At 58.1% G+C, this 24,500-nt stretch carries 23 protein-coding genes; 4 read left to right on the plus strand and 19 right to left on the minus strand.

What is annotated here, in order from left to right; all coding sequences use genetic code 11:
* Positions 1-77: 77 nt before the first annotated feature.
* Positions 78-2,273, plus strand: a complete 2,196-nt coding sequence (gene glgB / locus I6J19_RS09785) for a 1,4-alpha-glucan branching protein GlgB (protein ID WP_038628502.1) — start codon at positions 78-80, stop codon at positions 2,271-2,273.
* A gap of 128 nt (positions 2,274-2,401) precedes the next feature.
* Here glgB and I6J19_RS09790 read toward each other — a convergent pair whose 3' ends face one another.
* Positions 2,402-3,574: a serine hydrolase gene (locus I6J19_RS09790; RefSeq protein ID WP_038628499.1), complete on the minus strand. Its 1,173-nt coding sequence runs from the start codon at positions 3,572-3,574 to the stop codon at positions 2,402-2,404.
* 335 nt (positions 3,575-3,909) lie between these two features.
* Here I6J19_RS09790 and I6J19_RS09795 point away from each other — a divergent pair, with 335 nt between their 5' ends.
* On the plus strand, positions 3,910-4,305 hold the full coding sequence (locus I6J19_RS09795) for a TIGR02611 family protein (protein WP_038628495.1): 396 nt from the start codon (positions 3,910-3,912) through the stop codon (positions 4,303-4,305).
* A gap of 35 nt (positions 4,306-4,340) precedes the next feature.
* Here the strand turns inward: I6J19_RS09795 and I6J19_RS09800 are convergent, their stop codons facing one another.
* Together I6J19_RS09800 and I6J19_RS09805 are read right to left on the minus strand one after the other, a co-directional pair.
* A complete protein-coding gene (locus tag I6J19_RS09800; RefSeq protein WP_038628492.1) occupies positions 4,341-5,390 on the minus strand; it encodes a co-chaperone YbbN in 1,050 nt (349 codons plus the stop codon).
* Positions 5,391-5,473: 83 nt separating this feature from the next.
* Positions 5,474-5,779: a thiamine-binding protein gene (locus I6J19_RS09805; RefSeq protein ID WP_038628488.1), complete on the minus strand. Its 306-nt coding sequence runs from the start codon at positions 5,777-5,779 to the stop codon at positions 5,474-5,476.
* A gap of 31 nt (positions 5,780-5,810) precedes the next feature.
* Between I6J19_RS09805 and mce the strand changes: the two genes are divergently transcribed.
* Positions 5,811-6,263: a methylmalonyl-CoA epimerase gene (gene mce, locus I6J19_RS09810; protein WP_005509354.1), complete on the plus strand. Its 453-nt coding sequence runs from the start codon at positions 5,811-5,813 to the stop codon at positions 6,261-6,263.
* A 364-nt stretch (positions 6,264-6,627) separates the two neighbouring features.
* Here the strand turns inward: mce and nucS are convergent, their stop codons facing one another.
* From nucS to rho, 16 genes are all read right to left on the minus strand, one after another.
* Positions 6,628-7,320, minus strand: coding sequence for an endonuclease NucS (nucS, locus tag I6J19_RS09815; RefSeq protein WP_038628481.1), 693 nt, complete (start codon positions 7,318-7,320; stop codon positions 6,628-6,630).
* 77 nt (positions 7,321-7,397) lie between these two features.
* Positions 7,398-7,901 (minus strand): DUF2550 domain-containing protein, encoded by a 504-nt coding sequence (locus I6J19_RS09820; RefSeq protein WP_038629512.1) that lies wholly within the window; start codon positions 7,899-7,901, stop codon positions 7,398-7,400.
* Positions 7,902-8,118: 217 nt separating this feature from the next.
* Entirely contained in the window at positions 8,119-8,490 is a 372-nt protein-coding gene (locus I6J19_RS09825; protein WP_038628479.1) for a F0F1 ATP synthase subunit epsilon, read from the minus strand.
* Between the two features lie 11 nt (positions 8,491-8,501).
* Positions 8,502-9,941, minus strand: a complete 1,440-nt coding sequence (gene atpD / locus I6J19_RS09830) for a F0F1 ATP synthase subunit beta (protein WP_038628477.1) — start codon at positions 9,939-9,941, stop codon at positions 8,502-8,504.
* 2 nt (positions 9,942-9,943) lie between these two features.
* A complete protein-coding gene (locus I6J19_RS09835; protein WP_038628474.1) occupies positions 9,944-10,924 on the minus strand; it encodes a F0F1 ATP synthase subunit gamma in 981 nt (326 codons plus the stop codon).
* Between the two features lie 53 nt (positions 10,925-10,977).
* Positions 10,978-12,621 carry a F0F1 ATP synthase subunit alpha gene (gene atpA / locus I6J19_RS09840; RefSeq protein ID WP_038628471.1) on the minus strand — a complete coding sequence of 548 codons (1,644 nt, stop codon included), beginning with the start codon at positions 12,619-12,621 and terminating at the stop codon, positions 10,978-10,980.
* Between the two features lie 54 nt (positions 12,622-12,675).
* Positions 12,676-13,494: a F0F1 ATP synthase subunit delta gene (locus I6J19_RS09845; RefSeq protein ID WP_049180803.1), complete on the minus strand. Its 819-nt coding sequence runs from the start codon at positions 13,492-13,494 to the stop codon at positions 12,676-12,678.
* Between the two features lie 5 nt (positions 13,495-13,499).
* A complete protein-coding gene (locus I6J19_RS09850; RefSeq protein ID WP_038628467.1) occupies positions 13,500-14,063 on the minus strand; it encodes a F0F1 ATP synthase subunit B in 564 nt (187 codons plus the stop codon).
* A gap of 32 nt (positions 14,064-14,095) precedes the next feature.
* Positions 14,096-14,347 (minus strand): ATP synthase F0 subunit C, encoded by a 252-nt coding sequence (locus I6J19_RS09855; protein ID WP_016422456.1) that lies wholly within the window; start codon positions 14,345-14,347, stop codon positions 14,096-14,098.
* A gap of 140 nt (positions 14,348-14,487) precedes the next feature.
* On the minus strand, positions 14,488-15,282 hold the full coding sequence (atpB, locus tag I6J19_RS09860; protein WP_016422455.1) for a F0F1 ATP synthase subunit A: 795 nt from the start codon (positions 15,280-15,282) through the stop codon (positions 14,488-14,490).
* 390 nt (positions 15,283-15,672) lie between these two features.
* Positions 15,673-16,122, minus strand: coding sequence for a Cg1360 family ATP-synthase-associated protein (locus I6J19_RS09865; protein ID WP_038628464.1), 450 nt, complete (start codon positions 16,120-16,122; stop codon positions 15,673-15,675).
* Positions 16,119-17,360, minus strand: a complete 1,242-nt coding sequence (locus tag I6J19_RS09870; protein WP_038629508.1) for an MraY family glycosyltransferase — start codon at positions 17,358-17,360, stop codon at positions 16,119-16,121. The genes I6J19_RS09865 and I6J19_RS09870 overlap by 4 nt, the downstream gene beginning before the upstream one ends.
* Positions 17,361-17,433: 73 nt before the next feature.
* Positions 17,434-18,090, minus strand: coding sequence for an L-threonylcarbamoyladenylate synthase (locus I6J19_RS09875; RefSeq protein WP_038628463.1), 657 nt, complete (start codon positions 18,088-18,090; stop codon positions 17,434-17,436).
* 37 nt (positions 18,091-18,127) lie between these two features.
* Entirely contained in the window at positions 18,128-19,072 is a 945-nt protein-coding gene (gene prmC, locus I6J19_RS09880) for a peptide chain release factor N(5)-glutamine methyltransferase (protein WP_038628461.1), read from the minus strand.
* The gene (gene prfA, locus I6J19_RS09885) at positions 19,059-20,132 is read right to left on the minus strand and encodes a peptide chain release factor 1 (RefSeq protein WP_038628459.1); all 1,074 of its coding nucleotides are present in this window, start codon (positions 20,130-20,132) and stop codon (positions 19,059-19,061) included. Before prfA ends, prmC begins: the two co-directional genes overlap by 14 nt.
* A 114-nt stretch (positions 20,133-20,246) precedes the next feature.
* Complete coding sequence (gene rho, locus I6J19_RS09890) at positions 20,247-22,229, minus strand: transcription termination factor Rho (RefSeq protein ID WP_187402570.1); 1,983 nt, start codon at positions 22,227-22,229, stop codon at positions 20,247-20,249.
* A gap of 514 nt (positions 22,230-22,743) precedes the next feature.
* On the opposite strand from rho, the gene I6J19_RS09895 reads away from it, so the two are divergent.
* On the plus strand, positions 22,744-24,462 hold the full coding sequence (locus I6J19_RS09895) for a long-chain fatty-acid--CoA ligase (RefSeq protein ID WP_038628455.1): 1,719 nt from the start codon (positions 22,744-22,746) through the stop codon (positions 24,460-24,462).
* Positions 24,463-24,500 lie beyond the last annotated feature (38 nt).

Raw genomic sequence — 24,500 nt, forward strand, 5'->3', positions numbered from 1 at the left:
ACCTCCCTCTATTTCTTTAGCACTGAACTCAACAACTTCACATTCACCTACCTAGAAACGCTTCGGAAGGACCTTCCATGGGAGCCCACACAGATCCCCGCCTCGCAATTGATTCCGGCGATATGGATCGCCTGCGCTACTGCACCCATCACGATCCGCACAGCATCTACGGCGCACACGTCGTGGACGGTGACACGGTAATTCGCACGAGGGTCTTCGGCGCTCAGACAGTTACTATCGTCAGCACTCGCGGCGAATTTGAGGCGGAAAACCTGGGCGACGGTTTCTTTACCGCCCTCGTCCCAGGCGGCGATGACTTCGACTACCGCCTGCGTATTACGTGGGACTCCGGCGAAACCGTAGAGCGTGCCGACGGCTACCGTTTCCTCCCCACTATTGGCGCTGGTGACCTGCACCTAATCGGCGAGGGACGTCATGAGGAACTGTGGAAGGTCCTCGGTGCTCACCTTCGCAGTTACGACACCGAGCTGGGTACGGTCGAAGGCACCTCGTTTACGGTCTGGGCTCCGAACGCACGCGGCGTCGCCGTGGTCGGTGACTTCTGTATGTGGAACGGTGCGCAGTACCCAATGCGCTCTATGGGTGGCGCAGGTATCTGGGAACTGTTCATCCCGGGTGTTGGTGAGGGCGATGTCTACAAGTTCGCCATCACAACACCGGAGGGACAGCGCCGCGATAAGGCCGACCCGATGGCGCGTGCTGCGGAACTGCCACCAGCTACCGGATCGATCGTTGCGACCTCCGACTACACCTGGGGCGACCAAGCGTGGATGGAAAAGCGCGCTAACACAGACTGGGCCGAAGAGCCCATCTCTATCTACGAGGTCCACTTGGGTTCCTGGAAACAGGGCCTGAGCTACGAGGTTATGGCGGAGAAGCTGGTGCGCTACGTGGTCGACATGGGCTACACCCATGTGGAATTCATGCCAGTATGTGAGCACCCGTTCACCGGTTCCTGGGGTTATCAGGTTTCCGGCTACTACGCTCCGACCAGCCGCTACGGCACCCCAGATCAGTTCCGCGGTCTTGTTGATGCCTTCCACGCCGCTGGCATCGGTGTCATCATGGACTGGGTTCCGGGGCACTTCCCGAAGGACGAGTTCGCACTTGCCCGCTTCGATGGCACGGCTTGCTACGAGCACCCGGACTGGCGCCGCGGCGAGCAGCGCGACTGGGGCACCTACGTTTTCGACTTCGGCCGCAACGAGGTACGCAACTTCCTCTATGCCAACGCACTGTACTGGGCGGAAGAGTTCCACATCGACGGTCTGCGCGTCGACGCAGTGGCTTCCATGCTGTACCTGGACTACTCCCGCAATGAAGGCGAGTGGCTGCCGAACCAGTACGGTGGCCGTGAAAACCTCGATGCTGTTCAGTTCCTGCAGGAATTCAACGCCACTGTACACAAGCACAACCCGGGCTTCCTCACCGTGGCCGAAGAATCTACTTCCTGGCCGGGTGTGACCGCACCTACCGAACACGGTGGCTTGGGCTTCTCTATGAAGTGGAACATGGGCTGGATGAATGACACGCTGGAGTACTTCAGCAAGGAGCCGATTTACCGCTCCTACCACCACCATGAGCTCACCTTCGCTATGGTCTACGCTTACTCGGAAGAGTTCATTCTGCCGATTAGCCACGACGAGGTCGTGCACGGCAAGGGCTCGCTGTGGGAGCGCATGCCGGGCGGTGACTGGGATAAGGCCGCAGGCCTACGTACTTTCCTGACCTTCATGTGGGCGCACCCGGGCAAGCAGCTTCTATTCCAGGGTCAGGATCTTGGCCAGAACCACGAGTGGAACCACGATGAGTCCGTGGCTTGGGACAACCTCGAAGGTTGGGGCGGCGAATTCCACCGCGGCATTCAGCTTCTGGTTAAGGACATCAACGCCATCTACAAGGAAAACCCGGCGTTCTACACCCAGGATGACCGCCCAGAGGGATTCCAGTGGATTAACGCGGATGATTCCACAAACAATGTTGTGTCCTTTGTCCGTTACGGCACCGATGGCTCGGTCGTCGCCTGCGTCTATAACCTGTCGGGAACCACGCAGGAAATCTACAAGATTGGCGTACCGCGCGGTGGTCAATGGACGGAGATTCTGAACACAAATGCATCACGTTACGAGGGCTCCGGCTACGGTGAAAACGGTACGGTAACCGCGGTCGAGCACGGTTGGAACGGCCAGGCTCACTCGATTGATTTGGTACTGCCGGCCAACACCGCCGTTTGGCTGAAGTGGCAGGGCTAATCCCGAATCCACCCGAATAGAAGACAATCGCATAGGAATTGCCCGTGTTGCACGGTTTTCAGTGACCTGAGTTTCGGCCTGAAAACCTGACCCACGGGCAATTTTGTTTTGGGGAGCGTATCCAGGTCCTATCCTCGGAACGGATTGAACCAGTCAGGTTCCAAAGATTCGTTGTAATTCGCAGAATCTGAATCATCGGTGTACGCGGATCCATCCATGCTGTCGGTTCCGATGCGATCCGGAATGCCGTCGCCATCCTCATCCGCGCTCCACGTTGCAGCCTGCTTGGCAGTCAGTGGCTTTCCATCCTTACCAAGGCGATTGTAATCCGGCAGAAGCGGGGCGATTTGGGAACCCAGCTGGCCGAGCAGGCCGTCGGTAAGCTCATTGAGCGGCACCCCATCAAAGCGCGTCGTAATTGCGTAAGCGATAGGTCCGGCCGCGGTGTACAAAATACCGTGGTCATTAACGCCCTCGGCAGTGTCACCGGTCTTCTGTACCGCGGATCCGACGTACATCACAAACTTCTGCGAACCACCGTAGGTGAGGTAGGTCAATGCAGTTTGTGCCGTGTCCTTGGTAATGAAGTTGTGCTTTGAGGTGCCATCGGCCACTTCCTGGAGACGTGCCATGAACAGCGCAGCCTGAGAGGGAGTAAACCAGGACCGATCACCGCTGGGATTGGGGATGTTGAACTTGTTGCCCAGGTGGTAGCGCTTGTCATCAACACCGGCTTCCTTGATGGTTTTATTGACCTCGTCGAAACCACCGACAGCGTCAATCAACCCATTCGCCGCGGTGTTGTCCGAATACCGCATCACGTATTGCAACAGCCCGTCGAGCGTGTATTGACCAGGACCAATCACGCTTCCGCCAACACCGTTGCCCCAATCGACCGTCACCGTCTTGTCTAGCTCATCGCCAAATTTCTTCAGCGCAGTAACCACCAACGGAGCCTTAATGGTCGATGCGGAGTACTCCTTCGTGTCCTCGCCTACCGACGCCGTGAGCCCCTTGTACGGACCGTCAATGACGCGCAAATAGGCGCCCAATTCGATGCCATAGTTGTCGGAGAAATTCTTAGCTGCGGTATCGAGGGCGTCCTGGGCATCAGACCAGGCGACTTCCTCGGAAGCATCCCAACCGTTATCTGGAGCTTTTGGCTTTGCGGCAGCAATGGTGGCCTTGGCCCCGGTGGCGTTTGAGCCATCGATGGTGCATCCCACCAACAGAGTCGAGGCCGAAAGCGCAACAAGGACCGAGGCGGAAGTAGCGCGAAGGACTTTGGGGCGAAGTCGCATGCAAAACTCCTGGCTGCAGAAAACTGAAGACCAAAGGCACCTAGCGCAGTATGAACTGTCTGAGGTGAATAGGCGGATGAAAGGCAGTGGTAACTGCTGTAAACCACTATGAACTGTTGGAAGATTACCACCTTCCGAAAAATCTCGTTGCACTGGGGCGCAACTTTTGTGCAACAATGGATTAAATATAGACATGATTAAAAATAGTCAATGTCCAACGGTGCACCCAGGCAGTTGAACTGCACATTTGATGTTTGTTGTGTCAACGATGCCTTGTTTTGAGACCGCTGCTAGGAGTACTACACGGCACCGAAAATCGGAGGAAGTGAATCGCAATGGAAGAAAAGGTACATCGCTTGATGGACCGCATGCAGATTCGCCATGCCCATATGCGTAACACCTGGTACGGACCGGTGCTCTCCCCAGTTCTTCTCGTCGCAGGCTTCGCACTGCTCATTGTTGGCATTATCATTTTGCCAACTCCTGCCCCCGGATGGCTCTGCATCTTTGTTGCACTGGGAATTCTCTCGTTGGTCCACCCACCGACACGTCGCCTGAACATCTGGTTGGCAGCAAAATTGGACGCCTTTTACGCCTGGTATGCGCAGCGCCATGTGGCAATGAAAGCAACGCTTTTCCTGTTGCTGATGGCGTTTATGGCCGCTGTAATGGGCAGCGTCTACTACTTCATGGCTCCGGATGCCTGGCCGTACACCGACGCTTCTAGCTAGGAGCCTGCGCTTTCAAGGCTCCTAGTACAGTGCTCCTAGTACAGTGCGCTAGCCATCCTCCGGCGCGCATCCAATGCCACTGGATCCGTGGTATCGAATAGCACAAGCAGCTCTAGTAGACGCGACTTGATGGTCTCACGGTCATCGCCAAACACCTGCGGGAGCAACTTCAACAAACGATCGAGCGCCTTCGCTGGGTCGTCGACAAGCATCGTGACATCCGCGGCATCGAGGGCGAGCGCGACGTCCTTCGGCGCTGCGTCGGCTTTTGCCATTGGATCTGCACTGCGATCAATTTTGGCAGCGCGGGCGAAGAAGGACACATTCGCGTGAGCGCGCTTCAGAACCTGATTTGCGGGCTCGGACTGCAGCATAGCGTCATACAACTCCAACGCCCCGTCGAAATTGCCCTCCTCGAGCAACTCTTCGGCCTGCTCCAAACGCGGGTCATCGGTGGGTACGGGATTGCCGAAGAAGTCAGTCGGCTCGGGAGCCTCCGGCTCGCTGCCCTCCCCAGCCATACGAGTTCCCGCCGGCAACCCCTTGAGACGCCCCCGAGTGGCCTCCATAACCTGCGCCAGCCACTGCTCCAGCCAATCCCTGGTTTTCTCGCCTACAAACATGCCAATGGGACTGCCCATAGCCACGGCCGTGACTGTCGGCACTGCCTGCACACCGAATGCCTGGGCCAGCTGCGGATGCTCCTCAGCATCCGCCCACGCCAGAATCCAGTTCAAATTGGCCTCACGGGCCATGCCTTCTAGCTCAGCCCGAAGACGTAGCGAATCAGCTGCTCCCGCCATGCCGATTAAGACAATTACCGGTACCTGCTCCGAGCGCAGAACGACTTCTGCCTCAAGGGTCTGCGGGGCAATCTCCACCACAGGAGGAAGCCCGTCTCCCTGATCACTGGTTGCCCGCTCGATTTCCTCTCGGCGCTTACGTTCGGCTTCGGCGCGCTGGTGGAGCTGCTCCAAATCAACCGTACCGGGCGGTGGTGGCGGGGTCGAGCACTCGCGGTGACCGTGTGCTCCATGCGAGTGACCATGCGAATGGCCATGTGCGTGACCATGTCCAGCTGGCATCGTAAAAGGGTTCCTCTCCAGTGTCGTCGTAAAGCCTATGTAAAGACCTATGTAGAGCCTACGTGTCCAAGCCGAACAAGAGACTAGTCGGTAGCTTTTAGCGCATCCTCCACCGCATCGACTTTCGCACGCAGCTGCCCGGTGTACCCGTTGCGAATGTCCGCTTTGATGACGAGAGAAGTGCGCGGACTGACACGGCTGACTGCTTCCGTGGCTCGCTTAACCACGTCCATGACCTCATCCCACTCGCCTTCAACAAGGGTGAACATGGCATTAGTTTCGTTGGGCAGGCCAGATTCGCGCACAACACGTACGGCTTCAGCAACGGCCTCAGCCATTCCCTGCTCAGGATCGGAGAAAGTGGGGGCAACAGAAAATGCGACAATCATGGCGCCGATAATAGCGAGTACTCTGGAAACTATGAGTGAGACACAGATTCCCGTTCCCCATAAGTACGTAGTCGCTGTTGATCACGTCGGCGTCGCGGTCCCAGATTTTGATGCCGCTATTGAGTGGTACCGCGCAAACCTGGGGTTCATCAACTACCACGATGAGGTCAATGAAGAGCAGGGCGTCCACGAGGCCATGGTCGGCCCGGCCGACAAGGTTGAAGGTGGCACTCTGGTTCAGATTCTCGCGCCGCTGAATGACCAGTCCACCATTGCAAAGTACCTGGACAAGAAGGGGCCGGGAATCCAGCAGTACGCAGTTCGCGTCACTGATTTGGAGGCTCTGATGGCACATCTGAAGGAGCAGGGCACCCGCGTGCTCTACCCGGAGCCGAAGATTGGCACCGCAGGTTCGCGCATCAACTTCATCCACCCGAAGGATGCCGGTGGCGTCCTGCTGGAGCTCGTTGAGCCGGCAAAGTAAATCTATCCCCAGCGGCGCGTGATAGTGCGGTGAGCTCTGTTGCGCCAGCAGTTAGTGTGCCAATGGCGCCGGTCATCGGCGCCGGCACCATAATCCTGTGGCCATGCCACAATGTGAGAGGTCCCAGGCATGATTTCCTGGTCGCACCCCGGACAGCGATAAATCTTATTGGACTGGCCAGCGCTGATGTTACGCACCGCAAAGTCCACGTCCTGCCAACCGGCAGGCCCGGATTCAGTGCGAGTGTTTTGAAAAGAACTGCCAAATGCGGGCAGGCTGCCGCGATTCTGGCCTTGGTTATTACGCCTGCCGCGTTGATTACCCCGTTGATTGCCGCGCCGCTTGTGGTTTCGCCTAGGCATGACTAAAACAACCGCAATTCGTTGGACTCCAGGCCACGCAGCGCGTCGTAATCCACGGTCACACAGCGAATACCACGGTCCTCTGCCAGAGTCTTGGCCTGTGGCTTAATCTCCTGGGCAGCAAAAATCCCCTCTACCGGTGCCAGCAGCTCATCGCGGTTCAGCATCTCCAAGTAACGGGTTAGCTGCTCGACACCATCGATACCACCCCGACGCTTAACCTCCACTGCTACAGTGGCTCCGTTTTCATCGCGGCCAAGCAGATCCACCGGCCCAATCGCGGTTGGGTATTCGCGCCGAATCAGGGTGTAGCCCTCGCCAAAAGTTGTGAACTGATCTGCAAGCAGCTCCTGTAGATGCGCTTCTACACCATCCTTCTCCAGGCCGGGATCCTCTCCCAGCTCGTAGGTGCTATCAGCTAACACCTTGCCGATAGTGATACGAAGCTGCTCGCCCTTCTTGTTCTCAACGACCCAAAGCTTTTCACCAGTGTCCTCACCCGACTCGTCGAGAATATCCTTCTCCGTCAGCGTGCACGGCGGTGTCATCCAGTTCAGGGGCTTATATGCACGGTCGTCGGCATGCACAGAGACAGACCCATCAGCTTTCACCAACAGCAAGCGCGGAGCATGAGGCAGATGGGCATTCAAGCGACCGACATAGTCGACGGTGCATTCAGCAATCACAAGGCGCATTCCCCTACCCTAACGTGACTGCCGCGCGGGAGAAAACAATACCCACTAGAGGCTTCGCAATAACCTGCCGTCGCAGCCTAGTACTGGCTTCCCCGGCCGCGGTTATAAGCCGAACGAAAACGTCGCTCAATATCTGTAGGAAACTCACGAGTCTGGCGTGACGACGGCTTCGACTCCACCCACGCCACCAGCGCGGTGTCCGAGGACGAGTCCACGGCAAACTCCCATTCGGTATTTTTCCCCGATTTAATCCTGACTACCCGAAGCCCGGGCGCGAAAAAACCCGCCTCGATGTCAGTCGGATTTCGGCGATCCACAATAGTGACATCGTGACGGGCAAATTCGGCATCACAGCCAGGACGCAGCGAACGTAGCTTGTACATCTTCAACGTCGACTCTGAATAAACCATGACTCCATGGCGCCAGTGACTGCCATCACCGGCAGGAAGACGACGAGCGATAACAGGGGTACCTTTTGCATGCAGGCTAGCAAAACGCCACAGGGCAAGCGCCCCGCCGACGATTAACATCGCACCGATAATCATGAGCATCATTGACATCATGGTTACGCTTGAAAACACTATCTGCCAGCCTCGCATCCGGGTGAATAGACGACGAACCTTGGTCCAAAAGCGCATTAGAGGCTTTTTACAAACCCTACCCGATTGTTGCACTGACATGAAAAATAACTAAGAAAAACGGGGCGGGGAGCTCGCAAGATTTCTCTTGCGAGCTCCCCGCCCCGTTTAAAGAAGCAGGAAGAATACGGTCGTGCGACCGGATGTTCAGGCGAACAGACTACTTGGTGGAAGCGCGACGAGCCGCGCGAACCTCCGACTCAGCCTGTGCCTTTACTGCAGGGTCATCCGAAGTCAGGTTGGACTCGGCCTCGGAGAGGTTAACCTCGTCAGCCCAGATTGCCTTATCCGCGAGGATCGAAACCTTCGAGGTAGACACGGAAATGAACCCACCCTGTACCGAAGCGACAAGAACCTTGCCGTCTGCGGTCTTGATGGTCACCGTACCGTTGTTGACCAGCTGGCCAAGCAACGGCTGGTGTCCGGGCAGCACGCCGATCTCACCCTCGGTGGTCTGAGCAGAGACCAAAGTGGCCTTACCCTTCCAGAGCGGTCGCTCAACAGCAACCAGTTCAGCGGTGATTTCAGCCATGAGGATGCCCCTTACTTCTTCTGCATTTCAGCGTACTTCTTCTCGACATCGTCGAGGCCACCCAGGCCGTCGAAGGCCATCTCCGGGTAATTGTCGAAGTCACCCTTGCAGATGCGGTCGAAGGCAACAATGGTGTCCTTCAGCGGGACGTACGAACCAGGCAGACCCGTGAACTTCTCAGCAACGAAGAAGTTCTGACCCAAGAATCGCTGGATACGACGTGCACGCTGCACGGTCACCTTGTCCTCCTCAGACAGCTCGTCCATACCGAGGATGGCGATGATGTCCTGGAGTTCCTTGTTCTTCTGCAGGATGTTAATAACCTGCTGGGCAACGCGGTAGTGCTCCTCGCCGACGATCGACGGCTCGAGGATACGAGAAGTCGAAGTCAGCGGGTTCACTGCCGGGTAAATACCCTTCGATGCAATTGAGCGGTCGAGCTCGGTGGTTGCATCGAGGTGGGCGAAGGTCGTTGCCGGAGCCGGGTCGGTGTAGTCATCGGCAGGCACGTAGACGGCCTGCAGAGAGGTAATCGAACGGCCCTTGGTGGACGTAATGCGCTCCTGCAGAACACCCATCTCGTCAGCCAGGGTCGGCTGGTAGCCCACGGCGGAAGGCATACGACCCAGCAGGGTCGAAACCTCAGAACCGGCCTGGGTGAAACGGAAGATGTTGTCAATGAAGAGCAGCACGTCCTGGTGCTGAACATCGCGGAAGTACTCTGCCATGGTCAGACCCGACAGCGCGACGCGCATACGGACTCCCGGAGGCTCGTCCATCTGGCCGAAGACGAGGGCGGTGTCCTGGAGAACGCCCATCTCTTCCATTTCCAGGAAGAGGTCGGTGCCCTCACGGGTACGCTCACCAACACCGGCGAAGACCGAAGTACCGGAGAACTCGCGTGCAATACGCGTAATCATCTCCTGGATCAGAACGGTCTTACCGACACCGGCACCGCCGAACAGACCAATCTTGCCGCCCTTAACGTACGGGGTCAGCAGGTCGATGACCTTAATACCGGTTTCGAGAATCTCGGTCTTACCCTCGAGCTGGTCGAAGGCCGGCGGCTCACGGTGGATGCCCCACTGCTCACCATCGCGACCCAGGCCCGGCTCGTCCAGGCAGTCGCCCATTGCGTTAAAGACGTGACCCTTGACGACGTCACCAACCGGAACCGAAATCGGCTTACCGGTGTCCTTGACCTCTGCACCGCGGACCAGGCCGTCGGTCGGAGCCATAGCAATGGTACGAACCATGTTGTCACCGAGGTGCTGTGCAGTCTCGAGGACAATGGTCTTGGCGACCGAAGGAAGGGAAACTTCCACGGTCAGCGCGTTGTAAAGTGCCGGCAGTTCGTTACGCGGGAACTCCACGTCGACGACGGCACCGATGACACGCACAACACGGCCCACAGCCGTGGTGGTGTTCTGCTCACTTAGAGCTGTGCTCATATCTAGTCACTTTCTCCGCTGTCGTCGAGCGCACCGGCGCCACCGACGATTTCTGTGATTTCCTGGGTAATCTGTGCCTGACGTGCCTGGTTAGCAACACGCGAGAGGTCCTTGACCAGCTCGGTAGCGTTGTCCGTCGCAGACTTCATAGCGTTACGACGGGCAGCGGACTCAGAGGCAGCGGCCTCGAGCATCACTGCGAACAGGGTGCGGGACACGTACTGCGGCAGAAGCTCTGCCAACAGGGTGTCTGCATCAGGCTCGAATTCATAGTCCGGCTTGAGGTCATCTGATCCATCGGACAGCATGTCCTCGCCCTGAGCAATCTCGACATCCTCGTACACAGGCTCAATCGGGAGCATCTGGTGTGCACGCGGAATCTGAGAAAGCATGGACACGAATTCCGTGTAAACAACGTGGACCTGGTCAAAGCCCTGAACGGCCTCGCCGTTGGTGCCACGCAGGCCTTCGCGGTACTTGGCAGTGCCCTCGGCCGTAGCGTTGAAACCATCAATGAGGTGACGACGCACGTCGTGGGTTGCGGCGTAGTCCGGATCCTGGGAGAAGCCCTCCCACGTACCGGCGAGCTCGACACCACGGAAGTCGTAGTAGTCGGTGCCCTTACGGCCAGTCACGTAGAGAACGACCTCATGCCCTTGCTCTTCCAGAGCGGTACGCAGCTCTGCAGCTTTCTTCAGGACGTTGTGGTTGTAGCCGCCACACATGCCGCGGTCACTGGTGACAACCAGGACTGCAACACGCTGGTTACCCTCACGCTCTACGAGCATCGGGTGATCCAACGACGAAGCCGATGCGAGACGTCCGATGACCTTCTCGATTTCGTCGGCGTACGGCTGGGAGTCTGCCACGCGACGCTGCGCCTTGGTGATGCGCGAGGTTGCGATAAGCTCCTGGGCCTTGGTGATCTTCTTGGTCGAGTTCACCGACTTGATTCGGGCTCGAAGTTCACGAAGATTCGCCATGTCCTATTCCCTCCCTTCAATTGCGAAAACGGTCATTGAATAGCTCAACCTGCCTAGTTCTGGGCAGTCTTGCGGGAGACCGTAATCTGCTGCTTCTTGAGCTCGTCCTCGTCGAGTGCCTCGACCGGGGCCTCGGAAGCCAGCGGTGCGCCCTCAGAAGTCTGGAAGGACTTCTTGAAGTTAGCGGTAGCGGACTTCAGAGCCGCCTTGGACTCGTCAGAGAAGGCAACGCCGCCGTCAATCTGCTCGAAGACTGCAGGCTGAGTGTCCTGCAGGTGCTCAAGCAGCTCGGCCTCGAAGCGACGGACATCCTCAACCGGGACATCGTCGAATTCGCCCTCACCAGCGAGGTAGATGGAGGTCATCTGGTACTCGACCGGCTGCGGGTGGTTTTCCTTCTGCTTCAGCAGCTCAACCAGACGCTGACCGCGCTCCAGCTGACGCTTGGAGGCATCGTCCAGGTCGGAAGCGAACATTGCGAATGCTTCCAGGTCGCGGTAGGACGCGAGGTCCAGACGCAGGTTACCGGAAACCTTCTTCATGCCCTTGGTCTGTGCGGCACCACCAACACGGGAAACCGACACACCGACGTTAATAGCCGGGCGGACACCCTGGTTGAACAGGTCGGACTCGAGGAAGACCTGGCCGTCGGTAATGGAAATGACGTTGGTCGGAATGAAGGCCGACACGTCGTTTGCCTTGGTCTCGATGATCGGCAGTGCGGTCAGCGAGCCTGCACCCATGTCGTCGGAGAGCTTCGCAGCACGCTCCAGCAGACGGGAGTGGAGGTAGAAGACGTCACCCGGGTAAGCTTCGCGTCCCGGCGGGCGACGCAGCAGCAGCGAGATGGCACGGTAGGCCTCTGCCTGCTTAGTCAAATCATCGTAGATGACCAGGACGTGCTTGCCCTGGTACATCCAGTGCTGACCCAGTGCGGCGCCTGCGAATGGTGCAAGCCACTTGAAGCCTGCGGCATCCGACGCCGGGGCAGCAACGATGGTGGTGTACTCGAGTGCGCCCTGCTCCTCGAGGGTCTGACGCACACCAGCAATAGTGGAGCCCTTCTGACCGATAGCAACGTAGATGCATCGCACCTGCTTGCTCGGGTCACCGGACTCCCAGTTAGCCTTCTGGTTCAAAATGGTGTCCAGGCAGACCGCGGTCTTACCGGTCTTACGGTCACCAATGATCAGCTGACGCTGACCACGACCAATTGGGGTCATTGCGTCGATGGCCTTAATACCAGTAGCCATCGGCTCTTCAACCGGCTGACGCTGCAGCACGGTCGGTGCCTGCAGCTCGAGGACGCGGTCCTCTTCAGCCTCAATGTCGCCCAGGCCGTCAATCGGCTGGCCCAGGGGGTTAATTACGCGACCGAGGAACTTGTCCCCGACCGGAATCGAAAGGACGTCACCCGTCCGCTTTACCTCGTCACCCTCTTTAAGCGACTCGAAGTTACCCAGCACCACAACGCCGACCTTGTCGGTGTCGAGGTTCTGAGCGACGCCAATAACGCCGCCCGGGAACTCCAGAAGCTCATTCGTCATGACCGACGGCATTCCCGAAACCTGGGCGATACCATCAGCTGCACTGATAACAACGCCAACCTCCTCGCGGGAGGCCTCCGGGGAGTAGCTCGAGGTGTAGTTCGCAATCGCGCTACGGATCTCGTCGGAGGAGATCGTCAGCTCCGCCATGTTCTTCCTGCTCTCGGTAATATTCTTCCAGTGATTAATCGTCTAAACCATCCGTCAGCCGAGGCCGACGCGCAGCTTCTCAAGCTTTGTTGAAAGGCTACCGTCGATGACCTCGTCGCCAACCCGGATGACCAGTCCACCGAGAATCGACTTATCGATCACGGTGTGGATGGACATCGCCTTGCCGTAGACTCGGCCGAGCTTGTCCGCCAGTGCTCGCTCTTGCTCGTCAGAGACGGCCGTGGCACTGGTCACGCGAGCGACGACGTGGTTCCGCAGGCCGGCGGCTAGCCGGGACAGGGAGTCAATGTCGTCCGCGGGGCGCTTGGATGGGCGACCAACAGCCTGCAGTGCCAGGGTCTCGGTCACGGAAGTGACCTTGCCGTACAGCACAGAGGCGAGGAGCCCACGCTTGGCTTCGGGGGTTGCGGCCTTGTCGGCCAGCAGCTGTTCAAGCTGCGACTGCTCAGCCAGGATGTGTCCCAGTTGGAACAGCTCAGACTCAACAGTCTCAAGCTGTCCCTGGCCTTCGGCAGAGCGAAGGAGGGCGCGACGGCCCAGCTCTACCAAACCCTCACGCATTTCACGCGGGGTGGACCATACCTGCGCGGCAGCATCCACGACGAGGTTAAGAGTCGTCTCAGATACCTTGCCCGCGAACAGGCTCCGGACAAGGCCGGAACGCTGTTCCGCAGTCGCCGAGGTGTCGGCGACAGCGACACGCAGGCCGCGGTCGGAGTCCAGGACCTCGACGATGTCGAAAAGCTCGGAACCAGTCTGAGCAGCCTGAGTAACAGCAACATTGTCGCCACCGATAGCGGCGTCCAGTCGCTGGCTAAGGGCTGCCAGGGATTCGCGGCTTGCTGCGTGCATGTCGCCTACTTTCCGGCCGGGGCCACGGTGTCAAGGTTGGACAAGAAGTTATCAATCGTCGACGAGTTACGAACGTCGTCGGAGAGCTGCTCGCCCAGAAGGCGCTCAGCCAGATTGATGGAGTTCTGGCCCATTTCCTTGCGCAGCTCTGCGACTACCTGCTCACGCTGGGCAGCGAGCTGCTTTTCACCGGACTCGATGATTCGTGCGCTCTCGTCATTGGCCTTGGTCGTAGCGTCTGCAATGATGCGCTGGCCCTGTGCACGGGCTTCGTCGCGAATCTTTGCTGCTTCAGTACGGGCCTCTGCGAGCTGACTGTTGTACTTTTCCAGAGCGGCCTTCGCCTCGGCCTGTGCAGCCTCAGCGCGCTCAATGCCGCCCTCAATCCGGTCCTCCCGCTCGGTCAGGACCTCCTGGAACTTCGGAAGAACGAGCTTCCAGAAGAGAACCAGGATAACTACCAGCGGGACAACGGACCAGACGATGTCATAGGTCTTTGGCAGCAACGGGTCAACGGACTCTCCCATCGGGAGGTCACCCGCCGCTAGCAAAAAGGTGAAATCTGTCATGGTTTACGTGTTCTCCGCTTGAAGGTCCGGACTTAGAAAACGAAGCCTGCGACCAGGCCGATCAGGGCGAGAGCCTCAGTGAAGGCGATACCCAGGAACATGGTGGTACGCAGCTGGCCGGCCATCTCAGGCTGGCGTGCCATACCCTCAACGGTCTTGCCGGCGACGATACCGATACCGAGGCCCGGGCCCAGGGTGGACAGACCGTAACCGATGGTCTTCAGGCCAGCGTTGGTGTCGACAGCCTGGACAGCGTCCTGGGCGGAGAGGATGACGTCGTTCATTATGAACCGTTCCCTTTCTTAAAGGATGGCCCCGGATTAAAGATTGTTCTAAGTAGGCCCGGGGCTTTGTGGGTCAAGTGGGTCTTGCTATTAAATTGGCGAGGCCTTGTTGCCGAATGTGCGGCCTCATTAGTTATGGGTTAGTGCTCGTCTGCGTGCAGCGACAGTTCGATGTAGACGGCGCTCAGCAGGGCAAAGATGTATGCCTGCAGGAAAATCACCAGCATCTCGAACAGCGTGAATGCTACCGCAGCGACAAGGGTCAACCCGGACAGGGCGGTCCAACCATTCAGCTGCCAGAAGAAGAAGTTCGTGGCACCGAAAAGCAGGACTAGAACCATGTGGCCCGCCAGCATGTTGGCCATCAGACGGATGGTCAGCGTAACTGGGCGGAGAACGAAGTTGGAGAAAATCTCGATCGGCACCACGATGAGGTGGAGTACCGGTGGCAAGTTCGGAATAACAACTGCCGACTTCACAAACTTGAAGAAGCCCATCTTCTTCGAGCCTGCGTAAATGAAGGCAACGTATGCGAACAGGGCCAGAACCAGTGGCATACCGATTCGGGCGTTCGGCGAAATATTGAGGCCAGGAATAATAGCCGCAATATTCATCGAGATAACAAGGAAGAAGATGGTGGCCAGAACCGGAAGGAAACGACGCCCCTCCTTCTTACCCAGAATCTCCTCCGCGATGTGGATGCGGACGAAGTCCAGCATCAACTCCGCAACGTTCTGCAGACCAGTCGGCACGAGCTTCGGACGACGCATTGCGACGACGAAGAACACGGCGACGATCACGGCCATCAAAAGACGAACAATCATCAGACGATCCATGGCGTACCAGTCGCCACTGCCACCTAAGATGAAGTCGCCAAATTGTTCACCCGGGAAATACTCCTCCTGCAAGTTGGGTGAGTGAAACTCACCCCGCATCTCGGCAAGTGTTGTAACGCTCAGCGTTCTCTCCCGTGATTGGGCCGCTAGAACTATTGTCAAGCGGTGCGAAGGACGTCATTTAACGTGTCGCGCCGCGGATTCCATTCGCTCATCAGCACGGCGCTCACGGGGACCGTACCTGTGGAAATGATAGTTATTTCGATACAGGCCGTCTTACCCGAAACTCAGGATAACAGTTCTGACTCATTTTCCCCACCCGGTACACCCCCGTGTTTCCGACCCCGAAACCAACAAAGAGGCCGACACCCTCTGTGGGTTTCGGCCTCTATTTGTGGCATCTTCTGCACAAACTCGGCAATCTGCTTATTACCTGCGGTTTTAGAAGCGCATTACAGCCTCTCAGCAGGTCAACAAGTTATTAACGAGCTATTCGTCCTTCATTGGTTGCACATAAGTGAGGTTAGATTGCGACATTCCCCACACTTCTGCGCCAAGCGTCACCATCAGCGTAAGTACAACAGTGACGAAGAAAGTCATGTTGTCATAAAACTCAAGATTTCTAATAACGACCAAGACGCCAATTAGCACCACAATCTTCAACAGCCAGCCCCCCAGCACAACAGCGAGCGTGACAGACGGGGAAGTTCGAGCAGTAAAGAGGATGCCTAGAACGGTAAGCAATACGAAGGTTCCGCTAATGCCCGCGCCAAGGAGTACGCCCCACACGCCGGGCATACCGTTTTTTCCACCCCAGACCAGCAGCGAAAGCACGGTAATCACAGCGAGCGCAATTGCGCCCGAGCGAGCAGCAGCCAGCAGCGGTCGCCGCGAATCGTCGTATTTAGACTCGGGCTCCGGAGTTGTTTTTTCAGTCACGGTCGAAGATTGTACCTTCTGCGTCCACGTCGACGTCCCATAACCTGCCGGCCCCCACTTCCCCGTCTTGGACGCGCTCCGCTTGAACGGTCGTCGGCAAGCGCATTGCGACGGCGGAGGGTGAAGATAACCGCAACAATGAGCAGGAACCCAAAGGTGAGAGCAACGAATTCGAAGGGGAAAACGGTGGTGGCAACGGCGGCGTACGCGACGACCGACACCCATAGGTAGAGCACCAATACCACGCGGCGGTGACTGTGTCCCATCGACAGTAGTCGGTGGTGAATATGCATTTTGTCCGGCGAGAAGGGTGACTTGCCCTGGCTAACGCGGCGAACAACAGCCAGCAGCAAGTCGAGCATTGGCACACTAATTGCGGCGATGACGACCACAATCGGTGAGATCAGGGCGATGACGTCGGCAGTGCCGTACATGGAGGGCGCGATGCGTCCCGACGCCGACACCGATGCCGCTGCGAGAAGCAGGCCAATCATCATGGCGCCGGAATCACCCATAAAAATGCGTGCCGGCTCGAAGTTGTGCGGCAAGAAGCCCAGGCAAGCGCCAAGGAGACACGCGGAAATCATCGCGGGTGGATAGGCAGAGACGGTGCCGCCTTGGTCGTGGAGCATGACCATCGAATAGACAAGGATTGCCGCCGCGGCAATCATACCGAGTCCCGCCGCGAGACCATCGATGCCGTCTACAAAGTTGAAGGCGTTAATCAGCGCCACAGTAAAGAGAACAGTCAAGACTGTGGACATGATTGGGTCGAGAATAAGCGTGGCACCACCACTAAATGGGATATAGAGCAAATACCAGTTGACACCCATAAATGACATCAAAAGTGCCGCCGCAACCTGCCCTATAAGTTTAGTGATGGCATCTAGGTCAAAGAGATCATCCCAAATACCGACAATCAGCAATAGCGACGCAGCCGCCACAACTGCCCTCATATCTGGAGTCATGGGCGGAAAACCACGGGTGAGAGCCGGCATCACCGAGGCAAGGGCGATAGCTGCGACCACCCCGGAGTACATCGCCACGCCTCCGAGCCTGGGCTTCGGAATATCGTGGACATCGCGCGTGCGGGGCGCATCCAACCAGCCCGAGCGAACCAGCACATAACGCACTACTCCAGTGAGCAAATAACTGACAGCAGCGGAAACTAAAACGAGCATGGCGAGCTCTCGGATGGGCACACCTGCCCCACCCGACTGGGCTGCCAATAAGCTCATGTCCGCCACTAGGTACTACTCACCCACACAATCGCTGCAGATACTAAACAGGAAAGACTTTAGGTAGCCAAGATTACTGCCCCAGCAGTCGCTCGGGTGTCGTACTCAAAACCTCGGCAACCGCCGCAGCCGACACAGCGCCTTCGCGCAGAATCCTCGGCACCGGAGTCGAGATATCGACAATCGTCGATGGGGTCCCAATCGTGGCTTCGCCGCCGTCGACGTAGACAGCCGCTTCCCCACCGAGCATCTGCTTGGCACGCACGGCATTGGTGGCCGGTGCCTGGCCGGAGATGTTCGCGCTGGATACCGCCATCGGACCGGTTCGGCGCAGAATCTCGATGGCGATTGGGTGCAGCGGCATGCGCAGCATGACCGTACCCGCGGTATCACCAAGGTTCCACGGCAAGCTCGGCGCCTGGTTCACAACCAGCGAAAGGCCACCCGGCCAGAAAGCCTCCACCAGCGTGCGAGCAGCTGGTGAGTATTCGCGGACGAGCCCCTCAATCGTGCTCCAGGAACCCACCAGCACCGGCACCGGCATATCTGGGCCGCGGTGTTTAGCACGCAGCAAGGAGGCAACGGCCTGGTTATCAAAGGCATCGCAGCCAAGGCCGTAGACGGTATCGGTAGGCATTACGACCAGCCGTCCTGCCTTCACAGCATCTACTGCTGCTGCAATTGCGCGTTCGCGGTTTTCATCTGTGCTGCAGTCCATAATCCTGCTCATCAGATTTTTGCTCCTGCTTCAAAGTTTGCTTTTAAGATCAATTCTTGCGTCCCACCGTAAAACGATCACGGCCTGCAAAGTCACGGCGGACCTCTACATCAGCGTAATCCCAGGTTTCCTTCAGCAGTGAACTGACATCACTGCCCGAAGAGTCATCGTGCTCAATGCCGATGACTCCACCCGGCCGCACCAGCGCATCCACTAGGTTAATCATAGGTCGAATGACATCTAGCCCATCATCGCCGCCAAAGACCGCAGAGTGCGGATCAGCTCTCACCTCGGGGTCAACCTCCGTGTCTTCGGGCACATATGGAGGGTTGGACACAACAATGTCGGTCTCGCCTACCCAATCTGCGAGCTCACCGCCATCATCAATCAGCTGAACATCCGTGACATCGCCAGAAACTAGGTGCACACGCCCATTGCCATACGTCTCGATGTTCTTCGCAGCCCACGCCCGTGCCCGCTCAGAGAGCTCTACAGCCACCACGTCCGCTTCGGGTACGGCGTCGGCAATCGCCAACGCCAGCGCCCCAGATCCGGTACACAGGTCAACGATTTTCGGCTTGACGACGCCACTTGCGACCAGTTCACGGGCTCGATCGATTGCCCACTGCGCAAGCAGTTCCGTCTCTGGCCGGGGCACAAAAACACCGGGCCCAACCTGTAGTTCCAGGCTCATCATCGGCGCTGTACCGATGATGTGCTGCAGTGGCTCACGAGCCACTCTGCGGGCCAGCATCTCTGCCAAATGCTTGCGACCGGCCTCATCGGTGTACGGTTCGTCTCCACGGAAGATAATGTCTGCCGGTCCCGCATTGACTGCGGCTGCAAATAGCGCCCGTGCGTCGGCATCCGGAGAAGCCAGCGCCGCGTCGTTAAGCGTGCGACGCGCATAGCGAAACAGCTCGCCGAGAGTACGGACGGAATCCGGTAACGTCGGCGAGCTATTTTCTGCGGGCGTGGGACTACTCGGCTTCAAGACGCTCAGCGCGCTCCGCGTCGTGGAGGGCCTTGAGCAGGTCATCCATGTCGCCGCCCAGCACCGAGTCCAGGTTATGAGCCTTGTAACCGATGCGGTGATCGGACACGCGGTTCTCCGGGAAGTTATAAGTGCGGATGCGCTCGGAGCGATCCATGTTGCGCACCTGAGACTTACGCTGGTCAGAGGCGGCCTCGGCGATCTCCTCCTCCTTCATCTGCTGCAGTCGAGCAGCAAGGACCTGCATAGCGCGGGCCTTGTTCTGAATCTGAGAGCGTTCCTTCTGACAGGTAACAACCAAACCAGTCGGCAGGTGCGTCAGACGAACCGCGGAGTCCGTGGTGTTAACACCCTGACCGCCCTTACCGGAGGAGCGGTAGACGTCGACACGCAGATCCTTCTCATCAATCTGGATGTCTTCGACCTCGTCGGGCTCCGGGTAAACCAGAACACCAGCGGCGGACGTCTGAATACGGCCCTGCGATTCGGTGACCGGAACGCGCTGCACGCGGTGGACGCCACCTTCAAACTTGAACACGCTCCACGCACCGTCGCGGGACGGAGTCTTAGCTCGGACGGACATAGTCATGTCCTTCACACCGCCGAGATCAGACTCGGACAGGCCGAGGATCTCGGTGGTAAAGCCGTGCTTTTCGGCATAGCGCTGGTACATGCGAGCGAGCTCACCTGCGAAGAGCGCTGCCTCCTCACCGCCGGCACCGGACTTGAGCTCCATCACGATGTCATCGCTGTCGTGCGGATCGCGCGGAGCCAGCAGGTCAGCGAGCTTCTCCTCGAGCTCCTCTGCCTCGGCAGCGAGACGCTCAGCCTCAGCTGCAAACTCGGAGTCCTCGTAAGCCATCTCGCGCGCTGCCTCCAGGTCATCCTGGACTTCAGTCAGCTTCTTGTGAGTCTGAATGACCGGCTGCAACTCATTGAAGCGCTTGCCGACCTTACGGGCAGCCTTCGGGTCGTTGTGCAGTTCGGGGTCAGCCAGCTGAGCCTCGAGCCCGTGATACTCGGAGAGGATGTCGTCAACTGCGGAAACCTGATTAGCCATTGAATATTCCTTCAGATTGTGATGGGTGAAATGCTGGTTGGTGCTGTGGTTTCGGACGGGGTGGCGCTGTCGCACCGCTGGCACTGTGGCACCGCCCCTTGTGGCTAACCCCAGCTAAAGCATGTCATCCACATCAACGTCGGCGGCCATTGGCGCAGAAGAAGCCACCTGCATCAGGAATTCCTTGTTATTTCGGGTCTTCTTCAGCTGCTTAATCAGCAGGTCGATAGCAGCCTGCGACTCCAGCGCGGAGAGGATGCGACGCAGCTTGTGCATAATGCGCGCCTCCTCGGTGCTGAGCAGCAGCTCATCCTTACGAGTACCCGACGGGTTGACATCCACTGCCGGGAACACGCGGCGCTCGGAGATTTTACGGTCGAGCTTCAGCTCAGCGTTACCGGTGCCCTTGAACTCCTCGAAGATAACGGTGTCACCTGCGGAACCGGTCTCTACCATCGCGGTGGCGATGATGGTGAGGCTGCCACCTTCTTCGATGTTTCGAGCAGCACCCAAGAAGCGCTTCGGTGGGTACAGAGCGTTGGAGTCCACACCACCGGAGAGGATTCGTCCCGATGCCGGCGAAGAGTTGTTGTACGCACGTCCAAGGCGGGTAATGGAGTCCAGCAGTACGACGACGTCCTGCTCCTGTTCCACCAGACGCTTTGCGCGCTCGATAGCCAACTCGGCCACTGCTGTGTGATCTGACGGCGGGCGATCGAAGGTGGAGGCAATGACCTCGCCACGGACACTACGCTGCATGTCGGTGACTTCCTCCGGGCGCTCGTCGACAAGCACGACCATCATGTAGCACTCGGGATTGTTCGTCGCGATAGCGTTCGCGATGTTCTGCAGGATCGTGGTCTTACCAGCCTTTGGCGGCGAAACGATGAGCGCACGCTGCCCCTTACCAATCGGCATAATCAGGTCGATGACGCGAGTGGTGAGGATCTTCTGCTCGGTCTCCAGACGCAGACGACGGTTCGGGTACAGCGGAGTGAGCTTAGCGAAGTTCGGGCGCTGCTTTGCCTGCTCCAGATCGAGGCCGTTTATGGTTTCGACCTTGACCAGCGGGTTGTACTTGCGACGATTACGGCCGTTGCCATGAGTGACCTGGCCTGAGCCATTCTCGCGCGGCATGCGGACCTGCCCCGTGACGGCATCGCCCTTGCGCAGGCCGTACTTACGAACCATTTGCGCGGACACCAGCACATCGTTAGAGCCCGGCAGGTAGCCGGACGTGCGCACGAATGCGGTCTTGTTATCTAGCACATCGACGATGCCAGCCACCGGCTGAAGAACGTCATCCTCACGGATCTCGTCCTGACCACCGTGTCCCCCACCGTTGTTATCGCGTCCGCGACGGTCGCGGCGATTGCGACGGTTGCGGCGGTTACGGTTGCCACGACCTTCATCGTCATGGTTGTTGCGATCGTTATTTCGATTGTTGTTGCGGCCACGACGGTTGTTGCGGTTGCCACGACCGTCATCGTCGTTGTCTCGATCGTGGTTGTTGCGATCGTTGCGGTTATTGCGGTCGTTGCGATCACCGCGTTCATTACGATCATTGCGGTTGTCCTTACGATCACCGCGATCACCGCGATCATTACGATTGTCGTTACGCTCACCGCGGTCGTTGCCGTTATCGGAATCGTCGCGGCTATCGTTACTGCGATCGTCCTGATTCTCCTGGTCGCGCTGACGAGCACGGTTACGACGATTTCGACGCTGCTGAGAGCGGGACATCTCCTCGCGACCATCCGCGTTGGCGTCGTCACGCTTGTCGTTGCCCTTGTCGCTCTTGTCGGCGCTCTTGCTGGAATCCCTGTCCGCGCTTTCCGACGGCGATTCCTTGGCATCCTTCACCTTGGAACCGGTATCCGCAGCCCCAGCCGCAGCCTTCTTCGCGCGGGATTTCCGAGCAGGCGCGGAACCAGCAGCCGGGGCACCATTCTTGATGGCCTCAATCAGCTCATGCTTGCGCATGGCGGAGATGCCGCGAATGCCCTTGCTGGAAGCGATTTCACGCAGTTCTGCCATTCGGAGGGCCGCAAGATTCTCTGGGCCGCCTGCCGTGGCAGTGGTGTCCGTATCGGTCACGGATGTCCTTTCATCGACCTTCCCTGCAGTCACTCTCTACAGGGGCTATGTCATTGACACTTTTTCGTTCTTACTGCCCGCCACCGCGTGTGCTCCGTCGTCGAACCTTTACCACGGGCGGAAAAATATCCGCAGCTGGCGGGAAATTATCGAAAAAGCCAGGCAAAAGGCCTCGACGTTGAAACTAAACCGAGGCATCTTGCCTACATTATTTCCGCATCTCAAACCCGAGCGTCCAGGTCGAAGATAGTTAGGAAATTTTAGGTCCACAGCACCGCAAGACTATGTAGTCGCACTACTGATTTATGTGTTTTCAATGTCACGTTGCGCCATCGCGTTGTGTGAGCAACAGCGAAGGTCAACGGCATGCGGAGTACATGAAGAAGTACGTATCTAACCGCGTATTGAAAACGACCTATTGCCCAAGGATAGTCACCAAATAGTCAGGTAGCAACACTAGTTCTCACCTGCGTTTCGCTAGGTCGCGCGGCTGCGAGTCGGTACTGTAGAGCTTATGCGCAGTACGATGCCTCATATTCCTCTCAATATCGCTCAGATTGTGGAATACGGTCGCACCATTCACGGTCGGACTCCGGTGACCTCCTGGAACAGTGACGGACCCGAGACCACCACTTTTGCCGCCATCGCCGCGCGCGCAAGTGCGCTGGCACATGCACTTCGAGATGAGCTCGGTATCGACGGCGACCAACGCATCGCTACCCTGATGTACAACTGCGCAGAACACTTCGAGGTCTTCCTCGGCGTTGCCTCTATGGGCGCAGTATTCCAGCCGCTGAACAAGCAGCTCATGCCGGATCAGATTGTGCACATTATCAATCACGCCGATGACCAGGTCATTATCGCGGACCAGACCGAGATTGAACTGCTCGCCGAAGTTCTTCCGCACTGCCCGTGCGTCCGCGCTGTCATCATTATCGGTATCGGAGATCTGTCCGACGTGGCCGAGCACCTGCCAGATGGCATCCCGTGGTACTCCTACGAATCACTCATCGACGGACGCCCTAGCCGCTTCGACTGGCCTGAGCTCGACGAAAACTCCGGCGCAGCCATGTGCTACTCGACGGGTACCGAGGGCGCACCTAAAGGTGTCGTCTACAGCCACCGCTCGCTGTACTTGCACAGCCTGAATATGCGCACCACTGACTCCTTTTCAATTTCGCACGGAAACCCGTGGCTGTGCTGTGTGCCCATTTATCACGTCCTGTCCTGGGGCGTGCCGCTGGCCTCCTTCATGTGCGGGGCATCGCTGATTTTCCCCGGCGCGGACCTCTCCGCGCCACGTCTGGCAGAAATCATCGAATCCTCAATGCCACGCGTAGCTCAGGGTGTGCCGACGCTGTGGATTAACCTCATGGCGCACTACCTCAGCAATCCTCCGAAGCGCATGAGTCTGCAGGAGATTTTCTCGGGCGGGTCCCCTGTTCCACCTGCGCTGATTCGACTATGGGAAGAGCGTTACGGTGTCGACGTCATCCACTTCTGGGGCATGACCGAGACTTCGCCTATCGGTACCGTGGCACGCCCTCCGTACGGAGCCTCCGGTGAGGCCCGCGAACGCTACCGTGTCAGCCAAGGGCGTTTCCCGGACATCATGCAGTTCCGCATTGTTGATGACAACGACCGCGTGCTCGACCTGCATGACCGCAACCAGGGGGAGCTGCAGGTGCGCGGCAACACGGTCACCGGAGGCTACTACAGCTCTCCGGAGGCTCAAGCTGGAGGCACCGCTCACTTCTTCCGCGGTGCGGAGGTCGACGAGGCTAGCGAACAGTTCACCGAGGACGGCTGGCTACGCACTGGCGATGTCGGCTCGATTACTCACGACGGCTACCTGACTATTCATGACCGTGCTCGCGATGTCATTCGCTCTGGTGGCGAGTGGATCTACTCTGCCCAGCTGGAGAACTTCGTAATGGAAAGCCCACAGGTACTCGAGTGCGCGATTATCGGCATGCCAGATAAAAAGTGGGGTGAGCGCCCGCTGGCAATTACGGTGCTGATGCCGGAAGTTGAACCGAGCAAAGAGACCGCGGAAATGCTCCGCGATGAGCTGCGGCCAAAGCTGCCGAAGTGGATGCTGCCGGAATACTGGGCCTTCGTGGACTCAATCGATAAGACCTCAGTGGGCAAGTTCGACAAGAAAGACCTGCGCTCGCACTTGAGCGCAGGCCAGTACAGCATCGTGAAACTGAAAGGGCCGGGCGAAAAGTAGGTGGTAGGCTAAGCCACCGGCTCGGCAGCTGTCCGCAG

The sequence above is a fragment of the Corynebacterium amycolatum genome, from assembly GCF_016889425.1.
GTDB lineage: Bacteria > Actinomycetota > Actinomycetes > Mycobacteriales > Mycobacteriaceae > Corynebacterium > Corynebacterium amycolatum.

Coding starts and splice junctions, on each gene's coding strand:
- I6J19_RS09805 (WP_038628488.1), bottom strand. CDS start 5,779: ATGATTGTCGCATTTTCTGTTGCCCCCACTTTCTCCGATCCTGAGCAG.
- I6J19_RS09835 (WP_038628474.1), bottom strand. CDS start 10,924: ATGGCGAATCTTCGTGAACTTCGAGCCCGAATCAAGTCGGTGAACTCG.
- prfA (WP_038628459.1), bottom strand. CDS start 20,132: ATGGCTAATCAGGTTTCCGCAGTTGACGACATCCTCTCCGAGTATCAC.
- I6J19_RS09795 (WP_038628495.1), top strand. CDS start 3,910: ATGGAAGAAAAGGTACATCGCTTGATGGACCGCATGCAGATTCGCCAT.
- atpB (WP_016422455.1), bottom strand. CDS start 15,282: ATGCGGGGTGAGTTTCACTCACCCAACTTGCAGGAGGAGTATTTCCCG.
- I6J19_RS09895 (WP_038628455.1), top strand. CDS start 22,744: ATGCGCAGTACGATGCCTCATATTCCTCTCAATATCGCTCAGATTGTG.
- I6J19_RS09850 (WP_038628467.1), bottom strand. CDS start 14,063: ATGACAGATTTCACCTTTTTGCTAGCGGCGGGTGACCTCCCGATGGGA.
- mce (WP_005509354.1), top strand. CDS start 5,811: ATGAGTGAGACACAGATTCCCGTTCCCCATAAGTACGTAGTCGCTGTT.
- atpA (WP_038628471.1), bottom strand. CDS start 12,621: ATGGCGGAGCTGACGATCTCCTCCGACGAGATCCGTAGCGCGATTGCG.
- I6J19_RS09875 (WP_038628463.1), bottom strand. CDS start 18,090: ATGAGCAGGATTATGGACTGCAGCACAGATGAAAACCGCGAACGCGCA.
- I6J19_RS09790 (WP_038628499.1), bottom strand. CDS start 3,574: ATGCGACTTCGCCCCAAAGTCCTTCGCGCTACTTCCGCCTCGGTCCTT.
- atpD (WP_038628477.1), bottom strand. CDS start 9,941: ATGAGCACAGCTCTAAGTGAGCAGAACACCACCACGGCTGTGGGCCGT.
- I6J19_RS09845 (WP_049180803.1), bottom strand. CDS start 13,494: ATGCACGCAGCAAGCCGCGAATCCCTGGCAGCCCTTAGCCAGCGACTG.
- I6J19_RS09870 (WP_038629508.1), bottom strand. CDS start 17,360: ATGAGCTTATTGGCAGCCCAGTCGGGTGGGGCAGGTGTGCCCATCCGA.
- I6J19_RS09855 (WP_016422456.1), bottom strand. CDS start 14,347: ATGAACGACGTCATCCTCTCCGCCCAGGACGCTGTCCAGGCTGTCGAC.
- I6J19_RS09800 (WP_038628492.1), bottom strand. CDS start 5,390: ATGCCAGCTGGACATGGTCACGCACATGGCCATTCGCATGGTCACTCG.
- glgB (WP_038628502.1), top strand. CDS start 78: ATGGGAGCCCACACAGATCCCCGCCTCGCAATTGATTCCGGCGATATG.
- I6J19_RS09825 (WP_038628479.1), bottom strand. CDS start 8,490: ATGGCTGAAATCACCGCTGAACTGGTTGCTGTTGAGCGACCGCTCTGG.
- nucS (WP_038628481.1), bottom strand. CDS start 7,320: ATGCGCCTTGTGATTGCTGAATGCACCGTCGACTATGTCGGTCGCTTG.